General features: G+C 51.8%; 13 protein-coding genes. 7 read left to right on the top strand and 6 right to left on the bottom strand.

Going from position 1 to position 17,218, the window contains the following annotated elements; genetic code table 11:
* Positions 1-110: 110 nt before the first annotated feature.
* From AC1XDK_RS27515 to AC1XDK_RS27525, 3 genes are all read right to left on the bottom strand, one after another.
* Positions 111-599, bottom strand: a complete 489-nt coding sequence (locus tag AC1XDK_RS27515; RefSeq protein ID WP_483353263.1) for an Lrp/AsnC family transcriptional regulator — start codon at positions 597-599, stop codon at positions 111-113.
* A 225-nt stretch (positions 600-824) separates the two neighbouring features.
* The gene (locus AC1XDK_RS27520) at positions 825-2,081 is read right to left on the bottom strand and encodes an ArgE/DapE family deacylase (protein ID WP_483353214.1); all 1,257 of its coding nucleotides are present in this window, start codon (positions 2,079-2,081) and stop codon (positions 825-827) included.
* Complete coding sequence (locus AC1XDK_RS27525) at positions 2,081-2,824, bottom strand: SDR family oxidoreductase (RefSeq protein ID WP_483353215.1); 744 nt, start codon at positions 2,822-2,824, stop codon at positions 2,081-2,083. The genes AC1XDK_RS27520 and AC1XDK_RS27525 overlap by 1 nt, the downstream gene beginning before the upstream one ends.
* Positions 2,825-2,985: 161 nt before the next feature.
* On the opposite strand from AC1XDK_RS27525, the gene AC1XDK_RS27530 reads away from it, so the two are divergent.
* From AC1XDK_RS27530 to AC1XDK_RS27550, 5 genes are all read left to right on the top strand, one after another.
* On the top strand, positions 2,986-4,464 hold the full coding sequence (locus tag AC1XDK_RS27530; protein ID WP_483353216.1) for an aldehyde dehydrogenase family protein: 1,479 nt from the start codon (positions 2,986-2,988) through the stop codon (positions 4,462-4,464).
* Positions 4,465-4,617: 153 nt separating this feature from the next.
* Positions 4,618-5,796 carry a M20 family metallopeptidase gene (locus AC1XDK_RS27535; protein WP_483353217.1) on the top strand — a complete coding sequence of 393 codons (1,179 nt, stop codon included), beginning with the start codon at positions 4,618-4,620 and terminating at the stop codon, positions 5,794-5,796.
* 354 nt (positions 5,797-6,150) lie between these two features.
* The gene (locus AC1XDK_RS27540) at positions 6,151-7,599 is read left to right on the top strand and encodes a sodium:solute symporter family protein (RefSeq protein ID WP_483353218.1); all 1,449 of its coding nucleotides are present in this window, start codon (positions 6,151-6,153) and stop codon (positions 7,597-7,599) included.
* Between the two features lie 18 nt (positions 7,600-7,617).
* On the top strand, positions 7,618-8,703 hold the full coding sequence (locus AC1XDK_RS27545; RefSeq protein WP_483353219.1) for a C45 family autoproteolytic acyltransferase/hydrolase: 1,086 nt from the start codon (positions 7,618-7,620) through the stop codon (positions 8,701-8,703).
* A 183-nt stretch (positions 8,704-8,886) separates the two neighbouring features.
* Positions 8,887-10,203: an aminotransferase family protein gene (locus tag AC1XDK_RS27550; protein WP_483353220.1), complete on the top strand. Its 1,317-nt coding sequence runs from the start codon at positions 8,887-8,889 to the stop codon at positions 10,201-10,203.
* Between the two features lie 61 nt (positions 10,204-10,264).
* Here AC1XDK_RS27550 and AC1XDK_RS27555 read toward each other — a convergent pair whose 3' ends face one another.
* A complete protein-coding gene (locus AC1XDK_RS27555; protein ID WP_483353221.1) occupies positions 10,265-11,737 on the bottom strand; it encodes a CoA-acylating methylmalonate-semialdehyde dehydrogenase in 1,473 nt (490 codons plus the stop codon).
* Between the two features lie 172 nt (positions 11,738-11,909).
* Between AC1XDK_RS27555 and AC1XDK_RS27560 the strand changes: the two genes are divergently transcribed.
* Positions 11,910-13,250 carry an aminotransferase family protein gene (locus AC1XDK_RS27560; RefSeq protein ID WP_483353222.1) on the top strand — a complete coding sequence of 447 codons (1,341 nt, stop codon included), beginning with the start codon at positions 11,910-11,912 and terminating at the stop codon, positions 13,248-13,250.
* Between the two features lie 185 nt (positions 13,251-13,435).
* Positions 13,436-14,818 (top strand): dihydroorotase, encoded by a 1,383-nt coding sequence (locus tag AC1XDK_RS27565; RefSeq protein ID WP_483353223.1) that lies wholly within the window; start codon positions 13,436-13,438, stop codon positions 14,816-14,818.
* 23 nt (positions 14,819-14,841) lie between these two features.
* On the opposite strand, the gene AC1XDK_RS27570 is transcribed toward AC1XDK_RS27565, so the two are convergent.
* Both AC1XDK_RS27570 and AC1XDK_RS27575 read right to left on the bottom strand, forming a co-directional pair.
* Positions 14,842-15,879, bottom strand: coding sequence for an LLM class flavin-dependent oxidoreductase (locus tag AC1XDK_RS27570; RefSeq protein ID WP_483353224.1), 1,038 nt, complete (start codon positions 15,877-15,879; stop codon positions 14,842-14,844).
* Positions 15,880-15,881: 2 nt separating this feature from the next.
* Complete coding sequence (locus AC1XDK_RS27575) at positions 15,882-17,117, bottom strand: allantoate amidohydrolase (RefSeq protein WP_483353225.1); 1,236 nt, start codon at positions 17,115-17,117, stop codon at positions 15,882-15,884.
* Positions 17,118-17,218 lie beyond the last annotated feature (101 nt).

Raw genomic sequence — 17,218 nt, forward strand, 5'->3', positions numbered from 1 at the left:
CAAAACACCGACGAACTAATGCACCAGATCGAGGGTATGTTCGTCTAACGTGCGAAGTCAAGTAACTAGACAGTGCCTTATCAATGAACTTCCCAGTTAACTGTTTTTAGTCATTGAGAGAAACTGTCCATGAATTTCGGGTTGTTTTTCACCTCGTCCATCACGAATCGAGAGGAGGTTTCGTTAACACCGTCGATAGCAACCATCTGATCGATGACCTCGTTCATCCGATTTCGATCCTGTACACGAGTAAGAACCATGAAGTCGACATCACCCATCGTATAGTATACTTGTTCTACACCCTTGATATCTGCGAGTTTGTTCCCGATATCGGTCGAATATCCTTTCTCATGGGTGACGGATACCTCAGTGATCGCCACCATATCCAGGTCAAACGGCTCTGGGTTCAAGTCGGCGGTGATACCATTGATTACTCCGCTTTCTTTCATTTTGTTGAGACGATAATGGACTGCAGACTTCGAAAGATCCAATTCATCTGATAGCTTATCCAAACTAACGTCGAAATCATCTTCGATAAAAGCAAGCAACTTCATATCGACCTCATCAAAATCATCACTCGCTGAATATCCCTTTGTCATTAAGCTAGTTTCACGCCCGAACATATATGTAAAGCACGCTTTTTGGTAAATACTTCTAATTAAATTGCCATCCACAGAACATTGTTCAACTGTCCCGAGAGCAGTCATCTTTCTCAAGACTGACATCCATTTCTGCAAGTTAGTTTCTGTTTGTTTGTCTCTGTTTGATCGAAGACGATTGCGTCTTAGTTAGAGACCAAATTCTGATAGATCGCTACTGACGAACTAGTCGTCCAAATCGCCGATGAGCTGCGCAGTCGAAACTGCCATCACCTTGATTGCAGTAAGAATGTCTTCGATCGAGACGTATTCATCCTCGACGTGAGCCTGTTCTAAACGTCCCGGGCCATACACTATGCACTGATCGATGCCTGCATCGTTGACGACAAAGCGTTGATCGTCAGACCCAGGGGAAATGACGAATTCCGAATCCCCGTAAAACGACTCGACATTCTTGGCAAACGTTTGGCTCACTTGGCAATCCTTGGAAACGCTCGTCGGTTCCGCGAACATGATTTCCTCATAATCAAGAGAGGCATCCATACTGTTCTCTGTTTTGACTATCAATTCCCGAATCTCGTTCCGGACATCCGCGATCGATTCGGTTGGAACGAGTACCCGATAGAATGTTGCCGTACAGCGATCCGGAACGACATTCTCGGAGTAGCCCGCGTCCATCATCGTCACCGAGATATCCGCCCGTCGAGACTCACTGGGTGTGACCGGAAGATCAGTCGTCCGTTGGTGGAGGTCGGTCCGATACTCTTCGATGCGTGTTAAGAAATCATTCATCGTCGAGATAGCGTTGATCCCATCGTGGGCCATACAGCCGTGTGCCTTTCGTCCCTGTGTCACGATCTTGAACTTCAGAACCCCACGATGACCGAGACAGACCCGGGAGGAGTCGAAACATTCGGTGTAGACACAATAATCGGTTCCATCGAGATGACCTTGTCGTGCGAGATAGCCGAGGCCAGTAAACCCACCCGTTTCTTCGTCGACCGTCATGCTTTGTGTGATTGACCCGTTCAATTCAGCATTGACGGTTTCTAACACGTCGATTGCAAACAGACTGGCGACGATACCGGATTTCATATCGCTGGCACCGCGTCCATACATTCGGTCGTCTTCTAACGTCGGGTTGAACGGCTCTCTAGTCCAATCTTCTCCTGCTGGAACGACATCGTAATGACCGGTGTAGTGGATGTTCGGCCCATCCCCGTATGATTTCTGACCTAACACGTTTACCCGCTCCAAGTGGGATCGCTCCGGATAGTGGTGTTCTACGATATCTTCGGGGACGTCGACTAGCTCGACATCGTACCCCCGTTCCGAAAGCACCGTATCGAGAAAGGCAGCCCCTTCTCGATAATTTCTACCCGGTGGGTTTTCTGTTTGGATTTCGAGAAACGAAGAGAGGAGTGAAACGATCTCATCGCGTCGATCATCGACTTCGTCGTAAATGGCCTGCTTAGTGGCCATTAGATATCTCTCCCGCCGTCGACTTCGAGAGTTGTTCCCGTTATCATTTCGGCGTCATCGCTTGCGAGGAACGTAGCCGCCGCAGCGATGTCCATCGGTTCGGCGAGGCGTCCGAGTGGAATCGTCTCTTGCATACTGGCTACGCTGAGGTCTTCCCCCGCAAACTTCGACAGCATCGGTGTATCCGTCGCCACGGGACAAATGGCATTCACCCGGATGGACGGTGCAAGTTCGTAGGCAAGTTGCTTTGTAAGAGCGATCATCCCGCCTTTCGATGCAACGTATGCCGAAAGTCCGGTTCGTGGTCGAATCGCTGCCGTAGATGCTGTGTTAAGGACGACACCACCGCCGTCGCGAAGATGTGGGACAGCGTATTTCACCCCGAGAAAGGCGCTTTTTAGATTGACGGAGATGATCTGGTCCCATTCCGTCCCAGAAACGTCCTCAACCGGGGTCGCCTGTTGAGGGATGCCTGCATTGTTGTGCAACACATCGAGCGAACCGAACTCCGCCACTGTTTGCTCGATCATCGTTTTCACGTCGTTCTCGGACGAAACATCGGCTTCGACTGCAAGTGCAATACCGTCGTCGTGTTCGATTGTTTCGGCAGTTTGGGTAGCAGCAGCGTTATCGATATCTGCACACACGACTGCTGCCCCTTTGGAAGCGAATCTCTCTGCGATAGCTTGGCCCATTCCAGAACCCGCCCCCGTTACTATCACCGTCTTCTCGGAAAAGCTCATGTGAAACAGTCTCGTGCCATTTATTATCAAACTTCGGTTTGTCTGCCTTCGATTTAGTCTGTTATCCTAATTGGACCTCGATATATGAATATTGTTCTGTTTATTAATTTATCACTGTATTATTGCCAAAGCACTATCGTTATGGCGAACACAGAGGGTGCATGGTTCAACCAGATATCTCTTTCAAAGAACGGTATTTCCTCTTCATCGGTGGAGAACAAATGCCCCCATCCACAGACGAATATATTTCGTCCTACGACCCTGCAACGGGGGATTCGTTCACAGAGATCGCAGTGGCTGGCTCACGAGACGTCGACGAAGCTGTCTCAACTGCTCGTACTGCCTTCGAATCCTGGCGTAATGTCTCACCAGAGAAACGAGGTCGTATCGTCCATCGCATCGGAAGAAAGATCCGCGATTCTACCGACGAACTAGCGGCAATCGAATGCAAAGACCAGGGGAAACCGATATCCCAGGCACAAAGTGATATGCGCGGTGCGTGGCGATATTTCGAATACTATTCCGGGGTTGCTGATAAGCTCGAAGGACAAAGCGTACCAGTTGGGTCGGACCAAGTCGATTTCACGCTCCGTGAACCGTACGGAGTAAGTGCACAGATTACACCTTGGAATTTCCCCGGGAACCTGTTTGCTCGGGGTGTCGCACCGGCGTTGGTCGCCGGAAACACGGTCGTCGTCAAACCGGCACCGCAGACAGCACTATCGACTCTCCGACTTGCCAAACTCTGTTCTGAAGCCGGCCTTCCAGAGGGTGCTGTCAACGTCATAACTGGAACTGGTGAATCGACTGGACAACCACTCGTGTCACATCCCGATATCGATACGATCACCTTTACAGGAAGTGTCACGACAGGTCAATCGATCATGAAGCATGCAGCAGACACCGTTACACCAGTGACACTCGAACTCGGTGGGAAGAATCCAGCAATGGTATTCCCTGATGCACCTCTCGATCGGACAGCCGAAAGTATCGCTTCTGCCATTTTCACGAACGCTGGGCAGGTCTGTTCTGCTGCCGATCGACTCCTTGTTCACGAAGATATCCACGATCAATTGGTCGATCGAATCACCTCGATAGTCGACGAGTATGAAATCGGCCCAGGAATAGAGGACCCCGACGTGGGTCCACTTGCGTCTGCTGAACACAAAAATCGGGTACTGGAGTATATCGCAATCGGAAAAGAAGAGGGTGCAACACCGCTACTCGGGGGGAATGCACTTGACAGGCCGGGCTACTTTGTCGAACCGACGATTTTCACTGATGTCCAAAACGATATGCGAATCGCTCAGGAGGAAATATTTGGCCCAGTACTCTCGGTGATTTCCTTCCGTGATGAAGAGGAGGCGCTATCGATAGCTAACGATACGACGTACGGGCTGACAGCAGGAATATTCACAAATGACATTACTCGGGCACACCGTCTCGCACGATACCTTGAGGCGGGCAATGTCTATGTGAATAAATGGTTCGGAGATACGACACAAACCCCATTCGGTGGTTACAAATACAGTGGTATTGGTCGCGAAAAAGGCTTGGAAGCACTAGACTCGTATCTTCAAACGAAGAACGTGGCAATCGACATCAGTGAAGAGGGGAGCGGTACGCTTCCAGGAGCCTAATTTAGATCGGTATCTCGGGAAGTACATACACACAATACAGAATAATTTCCGGACATGGTCTTCATTTTAGAATATAATTCCGGAGTCACCGATACAAACGGACATGATACACCTAATCACAAATGTTTTGAAGAATGGAGAGTGAGTTTGTACATGGGCAACACGGAGCAAGTAGAAGAGCTGACTACCTTAATTGGAGACCTCGTCCGTATTGAGACGGAAAATCCGCCTGGTAACGAAAAAGCGTGTACGGAGTATATCGCTAACTGGTTCGAAGAACGTGATATCCAAGCGGAGGTTATCGAGGAACCGTATTCCGACCGACCGCAGGTTGGCGTCAAGGTTGGGAGAGGGGAACCAACACTGGTGTTGAATGGCCACATCGACGTCGTACCGGCCGGGGACCGAGATCAGTGGACACACGATCCGTATGCCGGTGATGAAGTAGACGGACGTCTTTACGGTCGTGGTAGCGTCGATATGAAGACCGGTGTTGCGATAGGAATGTTGACAGTGGCTCGCCTTGCAGACGATATCAAATCCGGAGAACTTCCTGGCTCGCTCGTTTTTCACGCTGCAATCGGAGAAGAAACAGCCGAACCAGGAACGAAGACCCTCCTCGAAAACGGGTACGACGGGGATTATGGCGTCGTTCTCGAACCGACTCAGCTGTATACTGCAACGAGTGAAAAGGGTCTGGCATGGTACGAAATCGTCATCACGGGTGACCCATCACATGCGAGTCGCCCCGATCAAGGAACGAACGCGATTCAGTTAGCAAAACCCCTGTTGGATGCACTCGATGAGTATGATTCCACTGTCCGGGAACGTACCGACAACCTGGTCGGGCAAGCATATTCGACAGTGACGATGTTCGAAGCAGGCACGAAAGAGAACGTCGTTCCCGAGGAAGCAAAGATCACCATCGACCGACGTTTCCTCCCGGATGAAACTATCGAGGAAATCGATTCGGAAATCGACGAATTAGTGGGCAGCGTCGAAGAGGAACACGGTGTTACAATCTCTTGGAATCGAACGCGAACATACGAATCAGCTGCAATAGACGAAGACAGCGTACTTGCAGATGTATTTCGAAAACACTCCGCACGGGTTGCAGAGGTGTCTCCAGAACCGTGGGGAGTGAGTGCATCAACCGACGTTCGTAACTTCATCAATGATGCCGATACTGACGCGATCACTTGGGGACCCGGTGATTTGGCACAGGCACATACATACGACGAACACGTGGAGCTTTCATCCGCAGCAGATGGACTTACCGTGCTTCTCAGCGCAACCGAAGAAATCCTCTCGGAAAATCACGCATCGCAATAAAACCGAGCCTGTCGTACAATATTTTCGGGAAGTGTTGGGAATTTCACCAGGGAGATTGTACCCATATCTTGGCGTGATTGAGGACATTATCCGATAATCATATATTTCTATAATATATTGTACAATGATAACCGATAGATTTACATCCGAAAATAGTATCCTATGTGGTAGAGTCAAATATGACAATACTTGGCATGCCAACAACGATGTTCCTGGTTTTCGTTGCGACGATTTTAGCCGGGAGCCTCGGGGCGATTCATTACGTGGTTGTCCACGTACTGTTCGGAAAACCGGTTAACGAGAACATTCAAAAAACAACGACGGAACCACGTGCAACAGATGGAGGCCAAAACAATGGCTGACGTCAACCCATATTATCTCGGCGCGTTTGTGGTGTATCTACTCATCGTTCTCGCTATCGGTATCTGGGGGTACAGAAAAACCACCGACGTCATGGATTTTTGGGTGATGGGTCAGAGTATGGGACCGACGCTGGCGACTTGGTCGCTTGTTGCTAATTTCGTGAGCGCAGTCAGTGTGATCGGATTTATCGGGGCCGTTTACGGTGGCGGTTACTCGCTCATGACTGGCACTATTTTGGGATTAATGCTCGGTGTGAGCGGTCTCTACTTCGTCGTCGGACGGGTTCGACAATTGAACCACCTGACGTTGCCCGACATCATCGCGGATCTGACCGGGCGACAAGCAGCACGACCGATTGCAGGAGCGGTATTGCTCGCAAATGGTTGGCTGTACCTCATCATGCAACTCGTCGGTGCCAGCCTCCTCGTCACGACCATTACCGGCGTTCCGTACGAGTACATGGTGTGGGTCATCGGTGTCGTTTTCATTACCTACACCGTCCTTGGAGGCCTTGTCAGCGTGGCGTGGACGGACCTTCTTCAAGGAACAATCATGGTCGCGGCCGTTCTGTTCGCACTCGGGTACATGGTACTCGATCTGGGTGGGTTCACTACCATCAATACTGAATTCGCCGCGATGAATTCAGCTAACGTCGCCCCCCTCGGAGCAGGTGCCTACACGGTAATCGGAGTCGTCGCATCCATCGTTGCGTTTTTCGGCACGATATTCACGGAACAGAACATGATCGTGCGTATCGCTGCGACAAAAGACGTCCGGACAGCAAAAATCCATCTCGCAGCTTCCGGCGTCATTCTTTCAGTGTTCTACACTGCCCTCGTGGTCCTCGGTGGTGCGACGACCGTCGCGCTGAGGAACGCCGGATTGTCGATCAACAATGTAGATAACGCGTTCCCGACGTTGATAACCGATTACGTACCGACCTCGATAGGTGTCGTTATCATCCTCGCCGTAATGAGTGCAATTCTGTCGACGACCGACACACGCCTTCACTCAACGGGAATCACCACGGCACGTGACATCTACAGCTACTTTCGACCAAACGCGTCGGACGAATCACAGCTCCGTGTATCGCGGATTGCAACCGTTGTCTTCGGTATAACCGCGACGGCAGCCGCAGTCAACCCTCCGGACACTATCATCGGTCTTTACAACCTTCGTGCGATTCTTCTGACGAGTGCATTCCTCGTCCCCGTTTATACGGCCCTCTATCTGTCGGGTATCAACGGGTGGGCTGTACTCGCCTCCATTGTCGTTGGGACGGTTCTGGGCCTCGCTGCAAACTTCTTCGGTGGAGGAATCGGTATTCCCGCAACGTTCATCGGCGTCGGGTCGGCTGCGTTAGTGTTACTGGTCGGCTATTATGCCCTTCCCGACCAGGGAAGTGGGCCACGGCAGGAGTACGCCACTTCGGATGATTAGCGGCTTCAATAAAGAACGATGACGTCATTACCACACCTCGTTCTGACTGGGTCACCGCACGAACGCGGTCTTATACACGGAGAACGCTTCGCAGAAGAGATCCGTATGAACGTGGAAACGTACCTAACACGATTTTCACAACACGGTGCCGAGGAGGAAGTCGTTCGACGCCAAGCGAGCGAGTATGTTCCCCTCGTCGAGGAGTGGAACTCCAACTACGCCTCGGAACTGCGTGGCATCGCCGATGGAAGTGGGGTCCCAATCGAGGAGGTAATGCTTCTCAACGTCCGATACGAGATACTCTATGCGTCCTATTCTGAACAAACTGCCGAAATGGACGGGTGCACCAGTTTCGGTCTCCTTCCGATGGCGACAGCCGACGGGAAGACGTACGTTGGCCAGAATTGGGACTGGGCATCACCTATCGCGGATACACTCCTCGTGACCGAGGTTCATCAAAGCGACGGGAGCAACCACATAGCGATTACGGAGGCAGGTATCGTCGGTGGGAAGATGGGCGTCAATGAACACGGTATCGGACTCGTGATTAACGGCCTCGTTTCTCCAGACGATGGAGAGCACCCCTTTCGGAAACCCTTCCATCTCCGCTGTCGGGAAATCCTGGATGCGACACGCTATGACAGCGCACTCGAATCGATTGTCGCCACGCCACACGCCTGTTCGGCCAATTACATCGTCGGTCATGGCGATGGAGAGGTGATAGATATCGAAACGTCGCCCAACCGGACCGATTACATCTATCCACGGGATGGAATCGTCACACACGCCAATCACTTCATGACGTCTGGTTTCGAGAGTCGAATGGAACGACAGCTCCCGGACTCACTATATCGAGCCAACCGACTTCACCGACTGCTCGAACACCAACGTGGAGAGATAGACGCTGCGACAATAGAGTCATCACTTCGAGATCACTTCGGTCGTCCCGCAAGCATCTGTCGACACGAAGATCCGAATTCTCCACCGGAAGAGCGCAGTCAGACGGACACGAGTGTGATTCTTGACCTTCACGATCGGACCCTACATGCCACATACGGGCCACCGTGTGACGAAGACTATCGAACGTACCGACTTGGCGAATAGTGGAACATCGTAGGGTGGGTCCTCCCAACCGCTGATGAGAATGAAACCCGAACGACCACTATCGAGTTGCTCGCTTATCGACTGCATTCCGCGACGAGAATATCGGTCCGTGGATCGTCCCCGATGCTATTTTCGAACATTGTTCAAACGAGCGTTTATTATTTTGGAGAAATATCGTTCAATATGACCCAGCAGGATTCCGAAAGCACGGAGGCAGTCTCGATTCACCATTGGTACAATCCGGATACTAAGCCGCTCAGTATCACTGATGGTGATGACGCGACTGTTTGGGACGAAGATGGAAACGAATTCCTCGATTTCTGTTCGCAGTTGTACTGTACCAACCTTGGCCACAGCAACGAGGCAGTAATCTCGGCGATGGAAGAGCAAGCAAGAAAGATACCGTATGTGTCGTCTGCTAAGCGTTCTCCGACCCGCGATCGACTCGCCAAAAAGATTGCACGTATCACTCCCGACTCCCTATCTCACACGTTTTTCTCGGTTTCCGGAAGCGAGGCCAACGAAATCGCGGTACAAATCGCGCGCGAGTATCAGGATGCATCGACGGTACTCACCCGCTGGCGATCATATCACGGCGGGACGTATGGTGCAGGAGCGCTAACGGGCGATCCGGAAACACGGGCAACGATAGAACGACACGCTGCTACTTCGGGTGCAGCAAAGTTTTTGCCACCCATTCCAAAAGCCTTCGACACCAATGACCCCGAGGAACTGGCACGACGCGCCGGTGAACACCTCGAATTCGTGATTCGAAACGAGGGTCCCGATTCGATTGCCGCAATCCTCACCGAACCGATCGCCGGGACGAGCGGAGCTTTTCCTGCTCCCCCGGGTTATTTTGACCACGTTCGAGATCTATGTGACGAGTACGATATCCTCCTCGTCGCCGACGAAGTCATCACCGGCTTCGGTCGATGTGGTGACTGGTTCGGTGTCCAAACCGAAGACATCGAACCGGACATGCTTACATTTGCAAAGGGTGTCACGAGCGCCTATGCCCCCCTTGCAGGTGTCTCGGTAACACCAGAAATTGCATCGTTCGTTCGGACGAACGGTTTCGACATTGGACAGACGTTCGGAGGACATCCAATGGCGTGTGCTGCCGGCTGTGCAGCGATTGATGAATATGCAGACGGCATAATCGATGGTGTTACCGATCTGGAAGAGGGGCTTGCATCTCGAATTCAACAGATGGCATCGAAGCATGATGTCGTGCATGATGTTCGTGGACGAGGTGGGTTGTGGGCCGTCGAGTTCGCTGACCCGGATACCGAGGATTCTTTCCACGACCCCCGTGTGGACGACGGGAAAAACCCCGTCGGGGCAGTCCTCCATGAATGTCGAGACAGAGGCGTCTTGCTGGGCGGCGGACGCCCTGGCTTCCAGATCATCATCTCCCCACCACTAATCGCAACGCAGGCCGAGATAGACCGGGCAATGGACATACTCGATGACTCGATCACAGCGGTTTTCGACTGACGTTTCGTCCATACCTGTCGGATTTTTCTGAGTATGGATTGAGAATAGCAGAGAAGCAGTGTTATTGGTCAGGCCATCGCTCGATGTAGATCGCCTTATCGGTGTAGAAATGAATCATATCTTCACCTTGGGCATGGAGATCTCCAAAGAAGGAGTCCTTCCAGCCACCAAAGTGGAAGAATGCCATCGGCGCGGCTGTCCCTGTGTTCACACCGAGGTTACCAGCGTCGACCGTATGGCGGAACTTTCGGGCATCGCTTCCTCGGTCGGTAAAGAGACTCGCAGCGTTACCGAACCGACTTTGATTTACGATTTCAAGGGCGTCCTCGAAATCGTCAGCGCGGATGAGCGCGAGGACAGGGCCGAAGATCTCCTCACGGGCGATGCTCATCTCCGAATCGACATCGCCGAAAATCGTTGGTCGAAGGAAGTTTCCGGTATCGGGTGTTTCGAGTTCGCGGCCATCCAAGAGGAGATCTGCGCCGTCCTCGATACCTTCTTGAATGTATCCTTCGACCCGTTCTTGCTGTTCCGGCGTGATGAGTGGCCCCATTTCAGAGTCGTCAGCTAACCCGTCTGCGACAGTCATGTTAGCTGCGTTTTCGACCACTCGATCGGCGAACTCGTCGTACACTTCGTCGACTACAACAGCAACGGGGTTGGCGAGACATCGTTGGCCGGTGTTCGCGAAAGCGGATCCGATAGTCTGCTCGGCAGCGAAGTCAAGGTTAGCAGATTCGGCGACGACGATGTGATTTTTCGCACCACCCTGTGCTTGGACCCGTTTTCCGTTAGCGGCAGCGGTTTCATAGACGTGCTTTGCTACCGGTGTGCTTCCAACGAAGGATACCCCAGCAATATCATCGTGTTCCAACAGTGTATTGACCGTCTCCTTACTCCCGTTCACGAGTTGTAAAATCCCATCGGGGAATCCGGCTTTTTCGACGAGTGCAAACAAGTACTGGGCGGTCAACGGGTCTCGTTCGCTGGGTTTGAGAATAAACGCGTTACCAGTGGCAACTGCATAGGGGAGGAACCAAAGCGGAATCATTCCCGGGAAGTTGAACGGCGTAATTGCAGTAAACACTCCGAGTGGCTTGCGGACGGCGGTTTCATCGATTTCGGGGGCAGCGTTTGGGAGATGACCCGCTTGCATGAGCGACGGGATACCACAGGCGACCTCTACGTTTTCGATGCCTCGGCGAAGTTCTCCTTTTGCTTCTTGAAACGTTTTTCCGTGCTCTCTGACCAGCAGTTTTGCGATTTCGTCTTGATGTTCTTCGAGCAATTGTTTCAATCGAAACAGGGGTTGGATCCGTTCTTCAACTGGAATCTCCCGCCACTCCTCGAATGCGTCGTATCCCGCCTCTATTGCCTCGTCGACATCGGAACTGGCACTGAACTTCGTATGCGCTATCGTCTCTTCCGTCGCGGGATTTATGATATTTTGACCGTCGGTGCCGCTCGGGCCTCGCCATTCGCCATCGATGTAATTCTGTACGGAATCGATGTCGATCGGAGTTTCCATCGTCATGTGTCATGTGCGCATTTGTCTCCCCACCTCATAACACTTTCTCACCAAATCCAATGCTCGGTTTAATGTACGAACATTGTTCTGAATCAAGGTATTCAAGAGGACAATATTCTACTACGTCGTGAATTCACCAAAGATTAATCAACTCTTGCAGAGTAGAGGAAATAGAACGATGTCCGGTCAAGAAAGCGAATCAGATACCACTCTAAATGAAATCGAACGGACTGACAAAGAGTACGTCTTCGGCACGTGGTCATTTCAAAGTGAAGTGAACCCAACGCAGGTAGTAGATACCGACGGCGTCACCTTCACAGATGCTAACGGGAATGATTACATCGACTTTTCAGGACAACTCATGTGTTCAAATCTCGGTCATTCCGCTGAGCGAGTTACGGAAGCTGTCTCTGATCAGATCAACGAAACGGCATATGTCGCCCCGGGCTTTACTACGGAAGCACGTGCAAAGCTCGGAAAAAAATTAGCAGAGGTTACACCCGGTGACCTTTCGAAAACGTTCTTCTCGACGAGCGGTACGGAAGCGGTCGAGGCTGCAATTAAGATTGCACGGTTCTATACTGGAAAACAAAAAATCATCTCCCGATACCGGTCCTATCACGGAGCGACCTATGGGTCAATTAGCGTTACAGGAGACCCTCGTCGGCTTGCAGCAGAGCCCGGGATCCCAGGGACGATCAAAGCCCCAGATCCGTACGCATATGGTTCGACATTAGATCCGATGCAGAGTCTCGAATACATAGAAGAGATGCTGAAATTGGAGGGCGATACAGTTGCAGCAATACTCGTCGAACCCATCGTCGGTTCGAATGGTATTCTCGTGCCACCTGATGAGTATCTCCCCCGACTCAAGGAGATCGCACACGAGCATGGCGCCCTCTTGATTTGTGATGAAGTGATGTCCGGATTCGGGCGAACTGGCGAGTGGTTTGGCTGTGACGTTTTTGACGTCGAACCCGACATTATGACGATGGCGAAGGGGTTGACCGGAGCGTACCAACCACTTGGTGCTACCATCGTCAACAGTGAAATCGCCGAGTATTTTGACGACAACATGTTTTGCCACGGGCACACCTATTCCGGTCATCCAACGGCGGTAGCTGCAGGGCTTGCAGCTGTCGAAACCTATCAATCGGAAAACCTCATTGATCAAGCTCGAGAGTCGGGAGAGTATCTGGGGACTCGTCTTAATGACCTTGCAATCGACCATCCCAGTGTGGGTGACACACGGGGTGTTGGACTCTTCCGTGGAATCGAACTGACGAAGAACCCGGAAAAACGCGTCCCGTTCGGAACTCGGGAGGACAAAGTCAGTAAGGGGAGTACGGTCGTCGATGAAGTAGCGAGCAAAGCCTATGAAAACGGTGTCTACGTCGCGAACATGATTAACACTCTCATTATCGCACCACCACTCACGATTACGGATGCCGAAATCGACGATGCGGTTGCTGCACTCGATATCGCTCTCGAGGTCTCGGATAATGCGATGGAGGAATGAATCATGGAATAAGGACATCCTCACTTGCCGACATCCACAACCAGAATATCTGATTTGTGGGAACCAAGGATCATCCCTGGTGCATGAGCAATTTTCCCCTGATTTAGTTTACAATGTAGAAAAATATGATTTATTTGTGCTTCATTGATCACAATTCTTTTCACCCATGAGAGTTATTTCCTCACATGGCAGTTGAGACCATTATTAGCGGTGGAACAGTTGTGACCGCTACCGGAGAAACCGACGCTAGTATCGCCATCAACGATGGGAAGATCGTCGGGATAGGAACGGATGAAACGCTCCCGGACGCAACCGAAACGATCGATGCGTCCGGCTTACTCGTGATGCCCGGTGTGATCGACCCTCACGTACACATCGACGATATGTTCTCCATCGACAGCTACGAATCTGCGACTGGTGCCGCTGCTGTCGGTGGGACGACTTCTTACATCGACTTTGCATGGCAAGCATGGGACGGTGAGCTGGGAATTTGGGATGAAGATGGAACGCTACTGGAAGGCGTCAAGCGAAAACAGGAGAAAGGGGAAGACGCGCTGGTTGATTACAGTCTTCACGGTGCAATCACACGAGAGGATCCCGCCGTTTTCGATGAAATCCCCGACGTAATCGATACTGGTGTGACGTCGTTCAAGATGTTCACCGCATACGAGCATGGCCTTTCGAACGGATTCATGAACAGGGCCATACAGCATATCGCAGAGGAAGATGCCGTCGGTGTGTTTCATACGGAAGACCCGTCGATCTGTGATTCGCTGACCGAGCAATTCAAAGAGGAAGGAAAAGGAGATCCGGAGTGGTATCCGAAATCACGTCCGGATTATGCAGAAGCCATGGCGGCCGAGGATGCAGCGCGAATGGCGGTCGAAGCAGGGATGAAATACTACGGGATACACACGACGTGTCGAAAAGCAGCTGACATTCTCGAGTATTTCCAGGACGATGGTAGTATGATTCGTGCTGAAACCTGTACCCATTACTGTACACTCGACGATTCGATCTTCGAGGAGATGGGCAACCTACCCATGATTGCACCGCCGATTCGAAAGCCGGATGACGTCGAAGCGATGTTTGAGCACCTTCACAACGGCTGTCTGAGCGTCGTCTCCACCGACCACTGTGGATATCGACTCGACCAAAAGCAAGTCGAAAACTGGTGGGATAGTGCGTTTGGAGCCAACGCTCTCCAAGTCAGTTTGCCGGTGTTCTACGATGAAGCGGTGAATCACAGAGGATTCTCACCGTCGTTCGTGGTACAGGTGATGTCCACGAACCCCGCCGATACGTTTGGACTCCCGCAAAAGGGAACGTTGGAAACGGGGACGGACGCGGATATCGTCCTCATGGACCCGGATGAAACGTATACCATCACTGCCGACGACAACGTAAGCAAAGCCGAATTCTCGATTTACGAAGGGCGAACGGTCACCGGTCGCGTAAAGAAAACCCTCGTCCGAGGTGACGTTGTCGCAGAAGACGGGGAAGTCGTTGGAGACCCAGGATATGGGGAGTTCATCGAGCGTGAAGTTCCCGACTGGGATACACATTGAACAACCGAAACTCGCCGAGGTCGCTATTCCGAATTAAACTCGGCGAAGACGTCAATGACTTCCTCTACATCATCACCCAACGAGTAGAGAACGGGCTCAGTACATCCTGCATCGCAATAATCCTGCACACGGCTAACGACGTCCTCAGAGGTCCCCGCAGCAACGACGTTCGTCACTATCTCGTCATCAACGAGAACGCTCGCACGTTCGATATCCTCTGCCGTCGCGGGCCAACTTCCCAATTCCTCTTCGACCTGGTCACCGAGCTCTGGGTCGATCCCCGATCCTTTCTTGATATGTGGCTGCTGTCCGATGTACTGTGTTACTAGCCCACGGGCTTGGTCAATCGCGCGTTGTCGATCCTCGTCCATTGAAACTGCGATCAGCTGTGGTCGATCGACATCCTCGATAGAGCCACCCTGTTTTTCGACTCCTTCCTTGAGTTTCTGCATGCCGAGTTCGTTGTGTTCGGGTGGAATGAGATAGTTCATGAATACACCGCCCGCAATTCCGTTACCCACTAGTTCACCGGTGAGTTTGTGCATTGTCGGGCCCGTTGCACCGATGTATATCGGGACATCTCGTGGTGAGGCATTCGAACGGACGAGATCAAGTTCGATATCTTCGACGTTGAGTGTTTGACCCTCGTAGGTCACGTTCTCGAGGTCGAACAATTTCCGGACCACTGTACAGTATTCCCACATCCTTCGAAGCGGCCGTTGACGGTCGATTCCGACCTTGGATGCGAGGGGGTCCCACCAAGCGCCGATGCCGAGCTTCATCCGCCCCCCGGATAGTTCATCGAGCGTAGAAAACGTCTGAGCCATCAATGCCACGTTCCGTGTATAACAATTCGTCACACCAGGGGCGATGTCTATCTCGTCGGTGACCTGCGTATATGCGCCCATGATAGTCATCGCATCTCGAACGAGACGCGATTCACCTTGCCAAACGGAGTCCAACCCTTTGGATTCTGCATACTGAGCATATCGCACCTCATCGGCGATATCCTCGCGTTCCCAGTTCCAGATACCGACGCGATCGAATTGTGGATCAGCCATGATTAGTCCTCCATTGCGAGTTCGAGTGCGGCGTTCGCGAACGTGTTTGCCGCCATGTAGCAGTCATCCCAGCTCGTATACTCCTCCTCGGAGTGGCTTTTTCCATTCTCACTGACAGCAAACACCATCGACGTATCCATGACATCGGCGACGTGTGTGGCATCGTGGCCAGCGCCGCTGAAAATACGCATTGCGTCGTATTCTAAGTTCTCCGTGGCGTTTTCGACTGCTGTGATATTTTTCTCGGCGAAGTCAACAGATGGAGCACGCATACGTTCTTCCCATTCCCAGTCGAGCCCTTCTCGTTCCGCTGCCATCTCCGCCTCTGCAAGAACGCGGTCGAAGGCATCTTCGACGATTTCATCACTTGGATCACGAAAGCCCCAAGTAAACGTCACCTCACCAGGGATGATGTTGATCGAGTTCGGTTGAACGTCCATGAAACCGGTCGAACCGACGGTTCGCTCCCCGAGCGAATTCGCTATTCGCCGAATTTGTGTGATTACGTCTGCGGCCCCAATGAGTGCATCGCTGCGATAGTGCATGGGCGTGGGGCCTGTGTGATCGGCCTCACCATAATAGGTAATTGCACCCCAGGTGAATCCGACGATGCCCGTGACGATTCCGACGTCCATGTCGTTTTCTTCTAGATAGGGTCCCTGTTCGATATGTAGTTCAAAGTAGCCGTCGTAGTTCTCCGTCGGAGTTGCAGGTACATCTCCTTTGTATCCGATTCGTTCCAATTCGTCCTCGAATCGATTTCCATCTTCGTCTGTTTTGTCGTATTCTTCCTCGAGTTCGTGGTTACTGGCCCACACGCCACTCCCCTGCATCGCAGGTTGATACCGTGACCCTTCCTCGTTCGTCCAGTTGACGATCTCGACTGGATGTTCGGTTTCTATTTCCTCGTCGTTGAGAGTACGGATGAACTCGAGGGCAGCAATGACACCAAGCGCACCATCGTATATCCCTCCGTATGGTTGTGAGTCGAGGTGTGAACCGAGCAGAATAGTCCCCTTATCGGGATCACTGCCCTCCCTTCGACCGAACATGTTTCCGAACTCGTCGATACGAATGTCGAGTCCCTCGTCATCCATCTGCTCGTAAAACCAGTCTCGGATTTCTCGATCGTCGTCAGAAAGGGTCAAACGATGAAGTCCACCGTTTTCAGTAGCACCGATTTCTGCTTGATTTTTCATCGTATCTACAAACCGTTTCCGGTCTATCTTGATGGGCATACCAACGATGGCGATGTAAACACTATTAAGTCTTTTCCCGATAATTGAGCTAATTTTGCTAAGATTATCCCAGTATGCTTTACAACGTCCTATTTTAGCAC

This window comes from Haladaptatus sp. HS23, assembly GCF_056892285.1.